Source organism: Nonomuraea composti (assembly GCF_012034275.1).
Classification (GTDB): Bacteria; Actinomycetota; Actinomycetes; order Streptosporangiales; family Streptosporangiaceae; genus Nonomuraea; species Nonomuraea composti.
On the sequence record NZ_JAATEP010000021.1, the window covers coordinates 37,730 to 53,178 of the forward strand.

General features: G+C 72.2%; 14 protein-coding genes. 8 read left to right on the forward strand and 6 right to left on the reverse strand.

The window, feature by feature from the left end:
- The first annotated feature begins 171 nt into the window (after nucleotides 1-171).
- Together HCN51_RS27735 and HCN51_RS27740 are read left to right on the forward strand one after the other, a co-directional pair.
- Complete coding sequence (locus tag HCN51_RS27735) at nucleotides 172-2,409, forward strand: ATP-binding protein (RefSeq protein WP_168013116.1); 2,238 nt, start codon at nucleotides 172-174, stop codon at nucleotides 2,407-2,409.
- The gene (locus HCN51_RS27740) at nucleotides 2,406-3,515 is read left to right on the forward strand and encodes a PP2C family protein-serine/threonine phosphatase (protein WP_168013118.1); all 1,110 of its coding nucleotides are present in this window, start codon (nucleotides 2,406-2,408) and stop codon (nucleotides 3,513-3,515) included. Before HCN51_RS27735 ends, HCN51_RS27740 begins: the two co-directional genes overlap by 4 nt.
- On the opposite strand, the gene HCN51_RS27745 is transcribed toward HCN51_RS27740, so the two are convergent.
- Nucleotides 3,491-4,642 (reverse strand): DUF418 domain-containing protein, encoded by a 1,152-nt coding sequence (locus tag HCN51_RS27745; protein WP_168013120.1) that lies wholly within the window; start codon nucleotides 4,640-4,642, stop codon nucleotides 3,491-3,493. The genes HCN51_RS27740 and HCN51_RS27745 overlap by 25 nt on opposite strands.
- A 164-nt stretch (nucleotides 4,643-4,806) precedes the next feature.
- Between HCN51_RS27745 and HCN51_RS27750 the strand changes: the two genes are divergently transcribed.
- The 5 genes from HCN51_RS27750 to HCN51_RS27770 all read left to right on the forward strand — a co-directional run bounded on the left by HCN51_RS27750 (nucleotide 4,807) and on the right by HCN51_RS27770 (nucleotide 9,810).
- Entirely contained in the window at nucleotides 4,807-5,511 is a 705-nt protein-coding gene (locus HCN51_RS27750) for a GbsR/MarR family transcriptional regulator (RefSeq protein ID WP_168013122.1), read from the forward strand.
- 37 nt (nucleotides 5,512-5,548) lie between these two features.
- Nucleotides 5,549-5,956: a VOC family protein gene (locus HCN51_RS27755; RefSeq protein ID WP_168013124.1), complete on the forward strand. Its 408-nt coding sequence runs from the start codon at nucleotides 5,549-5,551 to the stop codon at nucleotides 5,954-5,956.
- Nucleotides 5,957-6,105: 149 nt separating this feature from the next.
- The gene (locus HCN51_RS27760) at nucleotides 6,106-7,575 is read left to right on the forward strand and encodes a hypothetical protein (protein ID WP_168013126.1); all 1,470 of its coding nucleotides are present in this window, start codon (nucleotides 6,106-6,108) and stop codon (nucleotides 7,573-7,575) included.
- A 171-nt stretch (nucleotides 7,576-7,746) separates the two neighbouring features.
- The gene (locus HCN51_RS27765; protein ID WP_168013128.1) at nucleotides 7,747-8,883 is read left to right on the forward strand and encodes a hypothetical protein; all 1,137 of its coding nucleotides are present in this window, start codon (nucleotides 7,747-7,749) and stop codon (nucleotides 8,881-8,883) included.
- A 114-nt stretch (nucleotides 8,884-8,997) separates the two neighbouring features.
- Nucleotides 8,998-9,810 carry a hypothetical protein gene (locus tag HCN51_RS27770; RefSeq protein WP_168013130.1) on the forward strand — a complete coding sequence of 271 codons (813 nt, stop codon included), beginning with the start codon at nucleotides 8,998-9,000 and terminating at the stop codon, nucleotides 9,808-9,810.
- A gap of 60 nt (nucleotides 9,811-9,870) precedes the next feature.
- Here the strand turns inward: HCN51_RS27770 and HCN51_RS27775 are convergent, their stop codons facing one another.
- From HCN51_RS27775 to HCN51_RS27795, 5 genes are all read right to left on the reverse strand, one after another.
- Nucleotides 9,871-10,596 carry a DUF4097 family beta strand repeat-containing protein gene (locus HCN51_RS27775; RefSeq protein WP_168013132.1) on the reverse strand — a complete coding sequence of 242 codons (726 nt, stop codon included), beginning with the start codon at nucleotides 10,594-10,596 and terminating at the stop codon, nucleotides 9,871-9,873.
- Nucleotides 10,597-10,685: 89 nt separating this feature from the next.
- Nucleotides 10,686-11,525, reverse strand: coding sequence for an LLM class flavin-dependent oxidoreductase (locus HCN51_RS27780; protein ID WP_346433820.1), 840 nt, complete (start codon nucleotides 11,523-11,525; stop codon nucleotides 10,686-10,688).
- Complete coding sequence (locus tag HCN51_RS27785; RefSeq protein WP_168013134.1) at nucleotides 11,522-12,352, reverse strand: GNAT family N-acetyltransferase; 831 nt, start codon at nucleotides 12,350-12,352, stop codon at nucleotides 11,522-11,524. The genes HCN51_RS27780 and HCN51_RS27785 overlap by 4 nt, the downstream gene beginning before the upstream one ends.
- A 142-nt stretch (nucleotides 12,353-12,494) precedes the next feature.
- Entirely contained in the window at nucleotides 12,495-12,842 is a 348-nt protein-coding gene (locus HCN51_RS27790; RefSeq protein ID WP_080042910.1) for an STAS domain-containing protein, read from the reverse strand.
- 34 nt (nucleotides 12,843-12,876) lie between these two features.
- A complete protein-coding gene (locus HCN51_RS27795; protein WP_168013136.1) occupies nucleotides 12,877-14,328 on the reverse strand; it encodes an LCP family protein in 1,452 nt (483 codons plus the stop codon).
- Between the two features lie 39 nt (nucleotides 14,329-14,367).
- Between HCN51_RS27795 and HCN51_RS27800 the strand changes: the two genes are divergently transcribed.
- Nucleotides 14,368-15,426 carry a glycosyltransferase family 2 protein gene (locus HCN51_RS27800; protein ID WP_487353031.1) on the forward strand — a complete coding sequence of 353 codons (1,059 nt, stop codon included), beginning with the start codon at nucleotides 14,368-14,370 and terminating at the stop codon, nucleotides 15,424-15,426.
- Nucleotides 15,427-15,449 lie beyond the last annotated feature (23 nt).

A 15,449-nucleotide genomic window follows, 5' to 3' on the forward strand; every position in this document is an offset into this window, starting at 1 on the left:
CCAGGGCGGAGGCCGTGAGCCCCAGGGCGGAGGCCGTGAGGCCCCAGGACGAAGGGGGCTTTCGCGCTGCCCGAATGCGAAGCGTCCTCATTCGGCTACGAAACGCCGATCCCTCCGGCAGACTGCTGTCCCGAACGAAAGCGACAGATCGAACCAGCAAGGGCGGCGATCATGGCTGGAGTGGCCGGGAAGGGCAGGGCGGGCAACCTGCCCGTGGAGACCACGAGCCTCATCGGCCGCCAGGAGGAGCTGGCACGCATGGCGGCGCTGCTCGGCCAGGCCAGGCTGGTGACGGTGACCGGGGTGGCCGGGGTCGGCAAGACCCGGCTGGCCCTGCGCGCCGCCGCCACCCTGCAACCCAGCCTGGAGCACGGGGCCTGGTGGGTGCCGCTGTCACCGATCGGCCAGCCGGGCGCGGTGCTGTACGCGATCGCCGAGTCGCTGCCGATGGCCGACCGGACCACCCGCCCGATCAGCGAGGTGCTGGCCGAGTACCTGGCGGACCGGGAGCTGCTGCTGGTGCTGGACACCTGCGAGCACCTGATCGAGGAGTGCGCGACGATCGTCACGACGCTGCTGGCGGCCGCTCCCCGGCTGCGGGTGCTGGTCACCAGCCGCCGCTCGCTGAGCGTCGCCGAGGAGGAGACCCTGGTCCTGGGGACGCTGCCGGTGCCGGTCTCCGGCAAACGGGCGCGGGAGGAGACGGCAGGGGCGCGGGAGGAGGCGGACGCGGTGCGGCTGCTGTCCGAACGGGCCGCCGCCGCGCTGCCCGGCTTCACCCTGGACGACGGCGACCGCGAGGCCGCGGCGCTGGTGTGCCGGCGGCTGGAGGGCCTGCCGCTGGCCATCGAGCTGGCCGCCGCCCGCCTGGCCGAGATGTCGATGGAGGAGCTGGCCACCCGGCTGTCCGACCGGTTGTCCCTGCTCGGCGACACCGCGCAGGCCGTGTACGGCACCGTCCCGCCGTGGCACCAGGCGTTGCGTACCGCGATCGGCTGGAGTCACCAGCTCTGCACCTCGGAGGAGCGCCTGACGTGGGCGCGGTTGTCCGTCTTCGCGGGCTCCTTCGACGTCGGGGCGGCGGCCCAGGTGTGCGGGGACGCGCGGCTGCCCGGCGAGCGGATCCCCGAGCTGCTGTCGGCGCTGGCCGCCAAGTCGCTGCTGATCTGGGAGCCGACCGGCGGCGGTGAGCGGTACCGGATGCTCGACACGATCCGCGAGTTCGGCGCCTTCTACCTGCACCAGCTCGGCGAGCAGGACGAGCTGCGCCACCGCCACCGCGACCACTACCGGGCGCTCGCCCGCGCGGGCGACGCCGCCTGGCTCGGGCCCGACCAGTTCGCCTGGTACGACCGGATGACCGCCGAGCACGACAACCTGCGCTCCGCCCTGGAGTTCGCCCTGGCCCACCCGGGGGACCAGGCCGCGCTGGAGCTGGCCGGCGACCTGTGGTTCTACTGGTACAGCTGCGGGATCGCCAAGCTGGGCGCGCACTTCCTGGCGCGGGCGCTGGCCGCCGAGACGGAGCCGGGGCGGGCCCGTACCAAGGTGTTGTGGGTGGCGGGCCTGATCAGCACGATCCAGGGCGACGGGAGCGCGGGGACGGCGCTGGCGCGGGAGTGCATGCGTGCGGCCCGGCAGCAGGAAGACGCCGCCGCGCTGGCGGCGGGGCAGAGCGTCTACATGGCCGCCGCGCTGATCTCGGGCGAGGTCGAGCAGACGATGGCGTTGTCGAAGGACGTGCACGCGCACATGCTGTCGAAGCACGCGTCCGCGCACCTGTCCGGGCAGGACGGGCAGGGCGAGCGGAACGGGCAGGACGGGCAGGGCGAGCCGGCCGAGCAGGGTGAGCAGGACGGGCAGGGCGAGCTGACCCTGGCCTCCTGCCTGAGCGCCCTGTGCGCGGCGGCGGCCTACAACTTCTACAGCTCCAACGAGGAGGCGCTGGCCGTGTGCGAGCTGCTCGACCGCGACTGCGACCGCCACGGTGAACGCCTGATGCGCTCGCACAGCGACGTCGTCCGTACCGATGCGGAGCTGAGCCGCGGCCGTCCTGACGTCGCGCAGTCCTACGCCCGCTCGGCGCTGAAGATCAAGCACCGGCTGAACGACGCGCTCGGCGGCGCCGTCCTGCTCGACATGCTCGCCCGCGCCGCCGCCGCGCTGAACGACGGGGAGCGGGCCGCGTGCCTGCTCGGCCTGGCCCAGCAGGTGTGGAACCGGATCGGCCGGCCGCAGGTCGGCATCGCCACCTGGGTCGAGGCGCGCCAGGAGTGCGAGGCCAAGGCGCGCCGCCTGATCGGCGACGCCCCGTACGAGAGGGCTTATCAGGCGGGTTACGACGCCGACCCGCTGGACGTCGGGATCGCGTACGCGAGCGGCGCTGCCGGAGCCGGCCTGCCGGCATGACGTCGAGGTCTCAACGCTGGATCCTGCCGTCGATCCTGCTCGCCGAGGTCGCCGTCGCCGTGGCGGACGAGGCGGCCGTCTCCGTCTCGATGTCGGGGCTCCTGCTGATCGGGCCGCTGGTCGCCGCGCACTGCCTCCTCAGCCCCAGGCTCACCACCCTGGCCGCGGGGACGGCGCTCGCCCTGGCCGTGCTGCTGCTGGTCATCCCCGACGGCTCCGGCCTGTCGACGGTGCCCGACCACCTCATCCGGGTGCTGCTGGTCGCGACCAGCGGGTTGTGGGCGGTGCTGACGGCGCGGACGTACCGGGAGTACCGGATCGCCGTGACCCGCCTGGCCCGCCTCGCCGAGACGACGCAGCGGGCGATCAGCCCGCCGATGCCCGCGGAGCTGGGCGGCCTGAACCTGGCGGCCCGCACGCGCTCGGCCACGCCCGGCGCCCGCCTGGGCGGCGACCTGCACGAGGCCATCGCGACCCCCACCGGCCTGCGCCTGATCGTCGGGGACGCCAAGGGGCACGGCATCGACGCCCTCAGCCACGCCGCCGCCGTCCTGGCCGCCTTCCGGCGCAGCGCCCTCACCGCCCCCGACCTCACGTGCCTGGCCCGCCAGCTCGACACCCGCCTGGCCGGCGAGCTGGGGGAGGAGGACTTCGTGACGGTGCTGCTGGCCGAGTTCGGGCGCGACCACGTGACGCTCGTCAACTGCGGGCACCCGCCGCCGATCCGCATCGGCGCCACCCTGGACACCCTCGTCGTGCGCCGGCCGTCCCCGCCGCTGGGCCTGTCGCCCGACCCGTACCCGCAGCGGGTCCGGCTCCTGCCCACCGATCGCCTGCTGCTCTACACCGACGGCCTGACCGAGGCCCGCGCGCCCGGCGGCGCGTTCTTCCGCCTCGACGAGCGCCTGCACGCCGTGCTGGCCGCCCCCACGCTGGACCAGGCCCTGGACGAGCTGCTGGACGCCCTCGACGAGCACACCGAGGGGCCGGTCGCCGACGACGACCTGACCCTCGTCCTGGCCCAGGCCGCCCCGTCCACGCTGCTCAGCCCGCTCTCCGCGCCGGTCTTCGACGACCGGCGTCATCCGGTACGGCGGCGGCCGTAGGTCAGCCGCCGCAGCACGATCTCGGCCGGCCCCCGGTGCCCGGCCACGCGCATCACCTCGGCCAGCACGATCGAGACCACCCACACGGCCACCGCGACGCCGAGCGCCGCCGCGTACCCCATGTCGTCGTGCAGCCCCAGCGTGAACGGATAGAACAGCACCACCCACGCCAGCGCCTGGAACAGGTAGAACGTCAGCGACCGCCGGCCCAGCGCGGCCAGGGCCGTGGTGAGGCGGCCCTCGCGGGCCCCGGCCGCGACGAGCCCGATGGCGGCGGCCAGGCCGATGCCGCCCGCGTACCCGGTCAGGTCGTGCGCGACCGCGACCGCCCAGCTCACCGGGGCCGAGTCCGTCGTCCACGCGCCCGCCGCCATCAGCGCGGACGGCAGCCGCCCGGCCAGCGCCAGGCCGAGCCCCAGGGCGGCGATGCGGCGCAGCAGCGGCAGGTGCCGCTCCGGCTCGTCGAGCAGGCGGCGGCGCGCGGCCAGGATGCCCAGCACCATGGCGGGCACCACCATGACGGTGGAGAGCACGGTGTTGACGGGCCAGGCGGGCAGGGCGGCGACGAGGTGGGCCGCGAACGTCGGCTCCATGATCTCGGCGATGGTCGCCGGGTCCGCCTGCGCGGCCACGCTCTGCCAGGCCAGGAGCAGCGTGGCCGGCACGAGCGCCAGGCCGCCCGTCCACCACAGGGCCGCGGTCCGGGCCCGTACGATCGGCGCGAGCACCAGCAGGGTGAGCCCGTAGACGGCGACGATGTCGATCGGCACGAACACCACGGCGTTCAGGAACCCGATCACGATCAGCCACCACCCCCGGCGGCGCAGCAGTCTCCTGACGTCCGGCCAGCCGCTGCCCCTGGCCTGCTGACTCGCGAGTAACTGGATCAGGCCGTAGCCGAACAGGAACACGAACATGTTCCTGGCCTGGTTGTCGGCCACCAGCGACTTGACGAACTTCGCGCCGGCGTCCAGCCACGGCGGGCCGGTGTTCCAGTCGTCGACGAAGGCGGGCGCGTGGGAGAGGGCGATGAGCAGCAGCATCACGCCGCGGGCGAGGTCGGGCGCGAGGGACCTGGCGGACGCGGCGGTCCCGAGGTGACAACGAGATATTACGTCTTCAGTCATAGCTGAAAGCTAGATTGCTTTCAGCTCCCCGTCAACTCTTCATCCCGTATTTCCACAGGTCATTGCAATGGCAATGGAGTTGAACGCAAAACGGCGCACTTGCAATGAGATGCCGCTGAAGGCAAACTGAATTCCCCGACCCCAGCCCAGGAGGCGTACCCCACATGCCAGGCGGCAGGCTCACCCACGACGAACGCCGGACCATCGCGCAGGGCCTGGCCGACGGGCTCACCTACTCCGAGATCGCCCGCCGCCTCCAGCGCCCCGTCTCCACCGTCACCCGCGAGGTGACCCGCAACGGCGGGCCCGCCGCCTACCAGGCCGACCGCGCCCACGCCGCCACCGCGGCCCGCGCCCGCCGCGGCACGACCACCCGCCCGCCACGCCCGGCCCCCGCAGACGGGCGCGACCCCGCCACCATCAGGACGCTGGAGGAACGCTTCACCGCGATGCTCGTCGACACCGGCCTCGCCCGCACCCCCGCCCGCGTCCTCGCCGCCCTCTACCTCACCGACAGCGGCACCCTCACCGCCGCCGAGCTCGTCCAGCGCCTCCAGGTCAGCCCGGCCTCCATCTCCATGGCCGTCGCCCAGCTCGAACAGCAGCAGCTCATCCGCCGCGACCGCGACCCCCGCCGCCGCCGCGACCGCTACGTCATCGACGGCGACATCTGGTACCAGTCCTGGCTCGCGAGCGCCCGCCGAAGCGCCCACCTGGCCGACGTCGCCCACGACGGCGCCCAAGCCCTCGGCCCCACCACCCTGGCCGGCGCCCGCCTCAGGAACATGGGCCGGCACCTGCGCCAACTCAGCGACGACATGATCCGCGCGGTCGAGAAGCGGCGCGAGACCCCTCTTGAGGACGAGTAGGCGAGCGGCGGGCCTCGACGGGCCATAGGGTCCCCGCATGACGGAAACGCCCGCCACCGGCCAGTTGCACCACGTCGAGCTCTGGGTCCCCGATCTGGCCCGCGCCGAGGCGAGCTGGCGGTGGCTGCTGGAGCAGCTCGGCTACACCCTCCACCAGAGCTGGCCGGACGGGCGGAGCTGGCGTCTGGGGGCCACGTACGTCGTCATCGAGCAGTCCCCCGCCCTCACCGCCGCCCGCCACGACCGGCGCCGTCCCGGGCTGAACCACCTGGCCTTCCACGCCGGCACCCGTGACCGGGTGGACGCCCTGGCCGGGCAGGCGCCCGCGTACGGATGGACGCTCATGTTCGCCGACCGGCACCCCTATGCGGGTGGCGACGGGCACTACGCGGCCTACCTGGAGGATCGGGACGGGTTCGAGGTGGAGCTGGTGGCAAGGCTCTGAAGAGCGGGTGGACAGGGAGGCGCGGGCGGCGGCATCATGACGTTCATGATCTATGGAAAGGGCGGCCACCGCCCCAGCCGGTGAGGCCCGGCACGAGGAAGCCGAGCGACGGCGGTGACCGGCTCACCTTCCTGGCACACGCGATCTCCATGTCCGACAGGCACGGCCCCGGTCCCTGGCCGCCGCAGGCCATGGCGGACCTTCCCGACGAGCCTCCTCGCCCGGACGGCGTCCCGTACATGCCTTCCGTGGTCATGGACGGCGTCCGCACCCATCACTTCGCCTTCACGCCCGACCGCGACACCGCCCGAGAGGTCGCCGGGCTGCTCCAGGAGCGGGTTCCGTACCGGAGGCTGCACGACCGCCTCGCGGACGCCGGCGCGTTGCAGCTGAGCGACGAGCTGGTGCGGGAGCTGGTGGGCAGGCAGCTGGGCCGGCGGCAGGTGTACGAGGCCGGCCGGTGGCTGGCCGAGCACGGCACGCGGCGCGAGGCCGTGAAGATCGGCATCGTGCTGGTCGGCGTGTCCGGCAGCGAGCGGGACCGCGAGCTGCTGCTCCTGCTCGGCACGCTGGAGGAGTTCACCCTGTACGCGGTCGTCGCCCTGCTGCGCACCCAGCCGGCCGGGGAGGGGGAGCGGGCGGTGTACGAGCTGGCCAGGCGGGTGAGCGGCTGGGGCCGCATCCATGCCGTCGAACGCCTGGAGGACACCGACGACCCCGAGATCAAGGCGTGGCTGCTGCGCGACGGCTTCCGCAACGGCGTCATGGACGAGTACCTGGCGCCGCTCGCCGCCACGACCGGCGACCTGTACGCGGCGCTGCTCGACCCGGAGCCGGACGAGGCGCTGGTGGACGGCGCCGGCGGCATCCTGGCCGCGCTGGCTCGCGGCGAGGGCGGGCCGACCACGGGGCTCAGCGCGTACGGCGAGGCGGTGCCCGCCCTGGCCCGCTACGCCGACCTGGCCGCGTCGGGACGGGCCACGCTCCAGCGCCTCGACCACCTCCTGACCATCCGCCGGCACCTGCACCGGCCTCCCGGGCACTGGCTCGACAGGGACGTGGCGGCGCTGCGGCGGCGCTACTCGGACGCGATCGGGCAGCCGCGCTGGACCGAGCCGGCGCTGGCGGGGGTCCAGGATCCCGAGGGGCCGGGCTTCGACCTGGCCCGGCGCTGCGCGTCCAAGCTGGGCCTGCCGATCCTGCCGCAGCTCGTGGCGCGCCTCCGCGTGGACCCCGCCGACGACGCGACCTGGCAGGACGTCCTCGGCCTGGCTGACACCGGCACGCTGGTCGCGCTGGCGGAGGAGCTGCTGCCGCTGGACGCCCTGGCCCGCGGGCCGGCCGAGCGGGTCGTCGTCGGCAACGGACACGAGCGCGCGCTGGAGCTGGTGGTGACGGAGCTGGAGTGGCACCCCGGCCTGGGCCTGCCGCTCATCCGGGCGGCGCTGGCCGGCCGGGGCGTCCGGGCCCGCCGGTGCGGGCTGCGGGCGGTGCGCGCCTGGCTGCGCCCGCCGGAGGAGGCGGTCGCGTGGGTACGGGCGGCGCACGCGTCAGAGCCGGACGCCGAGCTGCGCGCCGCCATGGCCGTCTTCTTGGACGGGCTCCGGCGAGAGACATGACCGCCTGAGCCGGGGCGGCCCCGGCCACGTACCGGACAAAACCGCCATGGCGTGACGAATCAGGATTCGACGCCACTTCACTCTTAGTTCAGGAAATTGTCAGACATCAGCATGAAGCCGGTATAACGTCTGCCTTTGATCACCGAACGTCGAAGACGGGGTACCGCACCAATGCGCAAGGTCCTGACACTCACCCTCGCCGCCACCTCCGCCCTCTCCCTCCTGACCGCCACCCCGGCCACCGCCGCCGACCGCCCCCGGGACCTCCCGTCCGAGGTCTACGGGGGCGCCTGGACGGCCGGCCACGTCCAGGGCATGGCCATCGACCAGCGCAAGGGGTTCATGTACTTCTCCTTCACCAACCTCCTCGTCAAGACCGACCTCCAGGGCAAGCTCGTCGGCTCCGTCACCGGCTTCACCGGCCACCTGGGCGACCTCGACTTCAACACCCAGGACGGCCGCGTGTACGGCTCGCTGGAGTACAAGGAGCAGGAGTCGTTCTACATCGCGATCTTCGACGTCGACCGCATCACCGCCCCCGACATGGACGCCCAGACCACCGACGTGGTCAAGACCGTCTACCTCAAGGAGGTCGTGGACGACTACGTGGCCGACATGAACGGCGACGGCACGTTCGACGGCAACGTCGGCAACACCCCCGACCACCGCTACGGCTGCAGCGGCATCGACGGCGTCTCCTTCGGCCCCGAGTTCGGCAAGAAGCACGGCAAGCGGAAGCTGACCGTCGCCTACGGCATCTACGCCAACACCACCCGTCAGGACAACGACTACCAGGTCCTGCTCCAGTACGACATCCAGCAGTGGAAGGAGTACGAGCGCCCGCTGACCGAGAGCGACCCGCACAAGAGCGGCCCCGAGCGGGTGGACGGCAAGTACTTCGCCTACACCGGCAACACCACCTACGGCGTCCAGAACCTCCAGTACGACGAGCACACCGGCAACTGGATGATGGCCGTCTACAAGGGCACCAAGCCGCAGTTCCCCAACTACCCGTTCTTCATGGTGGACGGCGGCGCCCGCCCCAGGACGGGCGAGCTGGCCGGCCAGCCGCAGGCCGAGCGCGGCAAGCTCCTCACGCTGGCGCCCGGCGGGCTCCAGGACGCGGCAACGGGCGTGCGCGGCTGGCAGTTCAACGGCGAGTACGGGCTGATCTCGCTCGGCGGCGGCCGCTACTACGTCGCCAAGGCCGACAAGGTGACGGAGGACGGCGTCTCCAAGCACACCGGCACCGCCCAGCTCTACCGCTGGACCGGCCAGTCCCCGACCCCGTTCGAGCGCCTCGGCTGACCGCGCCGCGCGGTCTCCCTCACCTCCGCATGACCCGCCTGCGGACAGTCACTAAGGGCTGTTAAGGTCGTTCCTTATCTCTCGAACGAGTAAAGATTTCTGCCTGGGAGGGTCATGCGGACCGCTGGGAAGATCGCGATCATCACGACGGTGCTGGCCGGAGCCGCCGTTCCGATGACGGCCACGGCGCAGGCCGCGCAGGGGGCGTGGGTGGCCTACCACAACCTGAGCGCGAGCCAGAGCGTCGCCCGGGTCAAGCAGCTCAAGGACCAGGGCTACCGGCCGATCACGGTGAACGTCTCCGACGGGGAGCGGTACGCCGCCGTCTGGGTCAAGGGCGGGTCGTCCAACGAGTGGGGCATCTGGCAGGGCATGTCGGCCGGCGGGTTCCAGAAGCGGTTCGACGCCGGGCTGAAGGAAGGGGCGCAGCCGGTCAGCGTCTCGGCCACCGGGCCCGCCGACTCGGCCGTGTTCACCGCCGTCTTCGAGAAGAAGTCCGGCGCGTTCCTCGCCAGGTCCGGCCTCACCCCGTCCGCCTTCGCCACCGCCAACAAGCAGGCCACCGCGAAGGGGCTCGCGCTGACCTCCGTGGACGCGTACGGCACCCCCGACGACGTCCGGTACGTCGGCGTGTGGAGCGCCAACAGCGGCGGCGCCTGGTACTACACCTACGGCAAGTCGCTCAAGCAGCACGAGGCCGAGGTGCACGCCAAGAAGGAGAAGGGGTTCCGGCCGGTCAAGGTGGCCGTGGCGCCCGACGGGACGTACACGGCGGTGTGGCGCAAGGACGGGGTGAAGTCCTGGGCGCACTACGTGGACATGAGCGCCGCCGGCTACCAGCGGCGCTTCGACGAGCTCAAGGGCAAGGGGCTCGCGCCGGTGCAGGTCAACGCGGAGAACGGCAAGTACGCCGCCATCTGGCAGTAAGAACCCGGGCCAGAGGCGGCCCGGCCGCACCGCGGTCTCCTGGGGGCAGCACTGGCGGCCTCACCGGGTCAGGATGCGGACGTCGCCCGTGGTGCTGGCGGCCGAGATCCTGCGCTTGCCGTCCCGGTCGTTCTGGACCTCCGAGCGCGTGCTCCCGTCCTTGCTGCTCGCCGTCACCGCGTACGTGCCGGAGGGGACCCTCGCCGTCACCCCGCCGTCCTTCGACTGCAGGTCGAGGGTGGTCGGCGGGGTGGCGAAGGCCACGTCGATCGCCCCGTCCGAGGTGCGGCAGCGCATATACGCGGACTTCAGCCCCTGCGCCTTGATCGAGCCGTCGCTGCGCAGCCGCAGCCGCCCGGAGGCGCCGGTCACCTGGATGTGCTCCCGGCTTTTCGCGTCGACGTCCTGGGTGAGGTCGTCGAGGACGAGCCCGTCCGGCACGTCGATCGACAGCCGCACGCCGGGCGGGACCTTGACGTGGTAGCGGGCGCCGCAGTCGCCGAAGACGATGGTGCAGCTGGCTGACAGCCGCAGGGCGCCGTCCCGCAGTGACCACGAGGGGGCGTCGGCCGCCTTGCCGCGCACCCAGCGCTCCACCTGCACGGTGCCGGCGCTGCCCGGGAGGACGCGCACGCCGCCCAGGGACGCGTTGATCTTGAGGTCGGTCCCGCTGAAGGGGAACGACTGGGCGGCATGGACCTCTTCAGCCTCCAGGTCCATGCCGCAGCCGGCGACCACTGTCGCCAGGAGCGCCGCACATGCCGCTGATGCCGCGATTCGCCTCATGGCACCGATCGTGGCCGAACGGCCCGGCCGGGCCATCGACCGTCCGGCCGACCCGCTCCAAGCCCGCCTCGGCCATTCGGCCAATCGCGTTACAGCGCCGACAGCAGCGCGTTCACCTGACCCAGCGGATCGGCGCCGAGCGGCCGCACGACGACCGTCGTGGCCCCGGCCACCCACAGGCTCTTGACGAACGCCGCCGCCCCCTCGGCGCCGCCGGACGCCATCGCGACGTCCTCGGGCGGCACCCCCAGGAACCCGGCCTGCCCGGCCACCATCGCCGCCACCTCCTCGGCGCTGTCGGAGCCGACGCGCAGGAACGTGAACACGACCAGCTCGTGATCCTCGCCGGCGCCGATCGTCTTGATGATGCCGGGCACCTGGCCGGGCCCCACGCCCTCGGGCACGATCGTGCCCTGCGCGAGGCGGCCCGACAGCGCCAGCGAGCGCGGGCCCTTGACCCCGGCCAGCACCGGCGGCGGCTCGGCCGGCGGGTGCACCAGGGACACCTCGTCGAGGTGGACCTCCTTGCCGTGCAGGGTGACGCTCTCGCCGCGCAGCAGCGCGCTCACGGACGTGATCGTCTCCTCCAGGAGGGCGAGCGGCGAGGCGGGCGCGGCGCCGACCTGGCGCATCCAGTCTTGTACGCCGTGCCCGATCCCGGCCGCCAGCCGCCCCGGGTGCACGCGCGCGAGGTTGCCCAGCTCCATCGCCAGCAGCATCGGGTTGCGCAGGGGCGCGGGGGCGATGCCGAGGCCGACGCGCAGCCGGGAGGTGACGGCCAGCGCGGTGGCGGCCGAGGTGAGGCCGCCCGTCCAGCCCAGGTCCTCCACCACCCACAGGTCGTCGACGGTCGTCTCGTCGAGCGCTTTCGCGAACGGGACGAGCTGCTCGGGCGGCAGCCCCCGGTCGAACATGACGCCGAGTCTCACGATGCCCTCCAGTAGTAGCGGAACAACCGTCCGGTCTCCGAGTATCCAGCACGCAGGAAGGCGTTGGCGGTGGGGACGTTCGCGACGTCGGTGGCGGCCACGACGCGCTGGAGGCCGGCCTCGGCGAGCGTTCGGGTGCCCCGGGCGAGCAGGTCGTCGACGTAGCCGTGGCCGCGGTGCTCGGGCACCACCCCGATGTAGGCGATCGAGTGGTCGTCGGGCGCGACCAGCCCGACGGGGGACTCGCCGAGGTAGCCGATGACGAACCAGCCGGGCTTGGCCTTGCGGTTCATCAGGTCGTCGTACATCCAGCGGGCCTCGTGCTCGGCGCCCGACGTGGCCAGCTCGACCTGCGTGTCGTGGTCGAGCGAGCCGTGGGAGATGCGGACGAGCAGGTCGATCACCTCGGCCGGGTCCATGCGGCGCGCGGGACGGTACGTCAGCCTGCCCGGGTCGTCGGGGACGCCGCCCACGGCCACCCACTCCAGCAGCAGCCGCTCGACCTCCATCACGAACCCGGCCTCGAGCAGCGCCTCGTGCTCGACCGCGCGATCGACGGCGGGGTCGAGCCCGGGCTGGAGCGAGATGTCGTGGATCACCTTGGTCAGGCCCATCGCGGCGAGGCTGCGGCGCAGCAGGCCACCGGCGGCGACGGGGTCGGGGCCCGGGTCGAACTGCCAGACGATCGCCGGATCCGAGCCCGGAAAGGGCGCCCAGTAGGCCAGGCGGGCCTGCCCTTCCGCGAAGCACCACTCCGGCCGGGTCCTGCCCTCGTCGAAGGCGGCGCGGAGCTGGGATCGAGCAGGCTCGGGGAACTGGTCGAACAACGTGAAAGCCTCCGCACCTCAAGGGGGCTCTCCCGCGACGCCCGTGACGTCGGCACGGCTCGGGGGAAGGTGTGCCCAACATGACATGACCATGTTCTCGCACACCTCTTACCGGTTTCGCCCGTGCTCGGCGAGGTGCTGCTCAGGCGGCGCTGGCCAGCGCGGCGCGCGCCTCGGTGAGGGAGTCACTCGTCTCGAAATGCCGGTCGAGATTGGTGATGGTCAGCAAATGGCGGATCATTCCGGGCGCGAGGACCAGAATCATGCGCCCGTTGAACTCCTGGACGTGATTGAGCGTGGACACCAGCACGCCGAGCCCCACCGAATCGCAGAACGGCACTTCCGTCAGGTCCACGACGACGTTGAGCGGGTCGGCGGCCGCCAGGGCCTGCTCGAGCTCCGCGCGCAGCCGGGGCGCGCCTGCCACGTCGAGATCACCTGTGACGTGCAGAACCGTACAGGGCTCCTCCCGCCAGTGTCTGACCACCATGGGCCTCACCTGCCCGACGCCTAGATAATTATGCCTATTTCTTACATATGTTCTCCATTGCCGTTTTGGTGGTTGGTGTAACGCTCGGCCGAGCAGTTGGGGTCCCCGTTGACTTCTGTTGCTGGACTTTCAGCTGGTCGCTGCCCAGAATCAGCTCGATCCCGTCGAGCTCCACCTTGCGCAGCTCCGCCCCCGGAATGGCGGCGGCCACCACTTTCGCCTGCGCCTCGAAACCGTCGCCGTAACGGACGAACGTCTGCTTGTAGTCCTTCTTCGAGGTGTTGCCCGGCTTGCCGGGCACCTTGAACCCGTAGGCGACCAGGTCGTCCTTCATGCGGGCCGCCAGGCCGGTGATCAGCGTGCCGTTCTTGACCTCGAGCGTGATCTGGTCGGAGGTGACCGCCGACGGCTTGGCGGAAGCGGAAGCGGAGGCCGAGGCGGACGGCGTGGGCTTCGTGAGGTCCTGGTCCGCGTCGATCCTGGCGAACAGGTCGCGGGCCGCCTGCTTGTCCCACAACACCGCCGACTCGCCCGTGGGCGCCTTGAAGTCGACGTCGGCCAGCGGCACCTCGGCGAACTTCACGTCCGACAGCGACACGTCGCGCATCTGCGTGGCCAGCCCGAGCAGCCCGTCGTCGGGGTCGACCTTCACCGTGCTCAGCGTCGACTGGATGAACGAGGCCAGCTTGGCCGGGTTCGCCAGCGTGTCGGCGCTCAGCGCCCGGTTGAGCAGGGCCGAGATGACCTGCTGCTGCCGGTCGATGCGGTCGAGGTCGGAGCGGGCGGTCGCGCGGGTGCGCGCGTAGCCGAGCGCCCGCACGCCGTCGAGCTGGTGGGTGCCGGCCGGCAGGCTGAGCGCGATCTTGGTGTCGTTGATCGGTACGGGCGTGCAGACGGTGACCCCGCCGAGGGAGTCGACGACGTCGATGAAGCCCAGGATGTTGACCTCGATGTAGCGGTTGATCTCGAGCCCGGTGGCCGCCTCGACCGTCTGCTTGGCCAGCTTCGGCCCGCCGAACTGGTACGCGGAGTTGATCTTGTGCTCGCCCTTGCCCGGGATCGTCGTCCACGTGTCGCGCGGCAGGCTCACCACCGTGACCTTGCTGTGGTCCTCCGACAGGTGGATGACCATCATCGTGTCGGTGCGCTGGCCGCTCTCACGGCCCAGCTTGAGCCGGTTCTGCTGCTGGCGGGTGAGGTCGTCGCGCTTGTCGACGCCGACCAGCAGGATGTTCTCGGCGCCCGTCGAGGCGGGCGCCGTCACGCCGGCGTCGACCGTGCCGATCTGGCGCGGGGTCGCCCACACCACGCCCGTGGCGAGCAGCACGCCCGTGGACAGGAAACCGGCGACCAGGACGTTGCGGCGGCGGGCCTTGGCACTCCTGCGCGGCGGCCTGCGAGTGCGGACGGGTGTCGTCAGCTTGACGCCGCCGTAGGCGTCTCCGCCCACGAGCACACCGCCGTCCTCCTCGTCCGGGTCGCGCATACCGTCTCCCTTTTGTCACCCCGGAGGATCGGCCTTTCGATTGCCCTCCTCCCACGGTCGTACAGTAGCGTGAGCCCCGCCATGAAGCAGTTCCCCGACTCGCCGCACGCGCCCGCGCAGACGCGCGGCTGGCCCCCCATCTCCGTCGTCATGCCGGTCCTCAACGAGGAACGGCACCTCCGCGAGGCCGTCGAGATGGTCCTCGCCCAGAGCTACCCCGGTGAGATCGAGGTCGTTCTCGCCGTGGGTCCGTCCCAGGACCGCACCCAGGAGGTCGCCGACGCCATCGCGGCGGCCGACCGCCGGGTGACGGTGGTGCCCAACCCGACGGGCCGCACCCCCAACGCGCTCAACGCGGCCATCGCCGCCTCCCGCAACGGCATCATCGCCAGAGTCGACGGGCACGCCATGCTGCCCCCCGACTACCTGCGCGTGGCCGTCGAGACGCTGGCCGAGACCGGCGCCGACAACGTGGGCGGCATCATGGCGGCCGAAGGCGTCACGCCCTTCGAGCAGGCCGTCGCCTGCGCCATGACGTCCAAGATCGGCGTCGGCGCCGCCGCGTTCCACGTGGGCGGCACGCCCGGCCCCGCCGACACCGTCTACCTCGGCGTCTTCCGCCGCTCCGCGCTCGACCGCGTCGGCGGCTACGACGAGCACTTCCAGCGCGCCCAAGACTGGGAGATGAACCACCGCATCCGCCAGACGGGCGGGCTGGTGTGGTTCCAGCCCCGCATGCGGGTCTCCTACCGGCCCCGGCCCAACGTGAAGGCGCTGGCCAAGCAGTACTTCCACTACGGGCGGTGGCGGCGGGTGGTCGCGCGCACCCACGAGGGCACCATCAACCTGCGCTACCTCGCCCCTCCCGCCGCCGTGCTCGCCATGCTGCTCGGGCTGGTCGTCTCGCCGTTCTTCCCGTGGGCGCTGATCGTGCCCGGCGGGTACGTCCTGGCCATCGTCGCCGGGTCGGCGCTGACCGGCGGCGGGCTGCCGCTGAGTGCGAAGCTGCGGTTGCCGCTGGTGTACGCCACCATGCACTGCTCGTGGGGGTGGGGCTTCCTCACCAGCCCCAAGAAGCTGGCCCGCCCACCCCGCTGACCCCCTTCCGTCCGCCGCGCCGG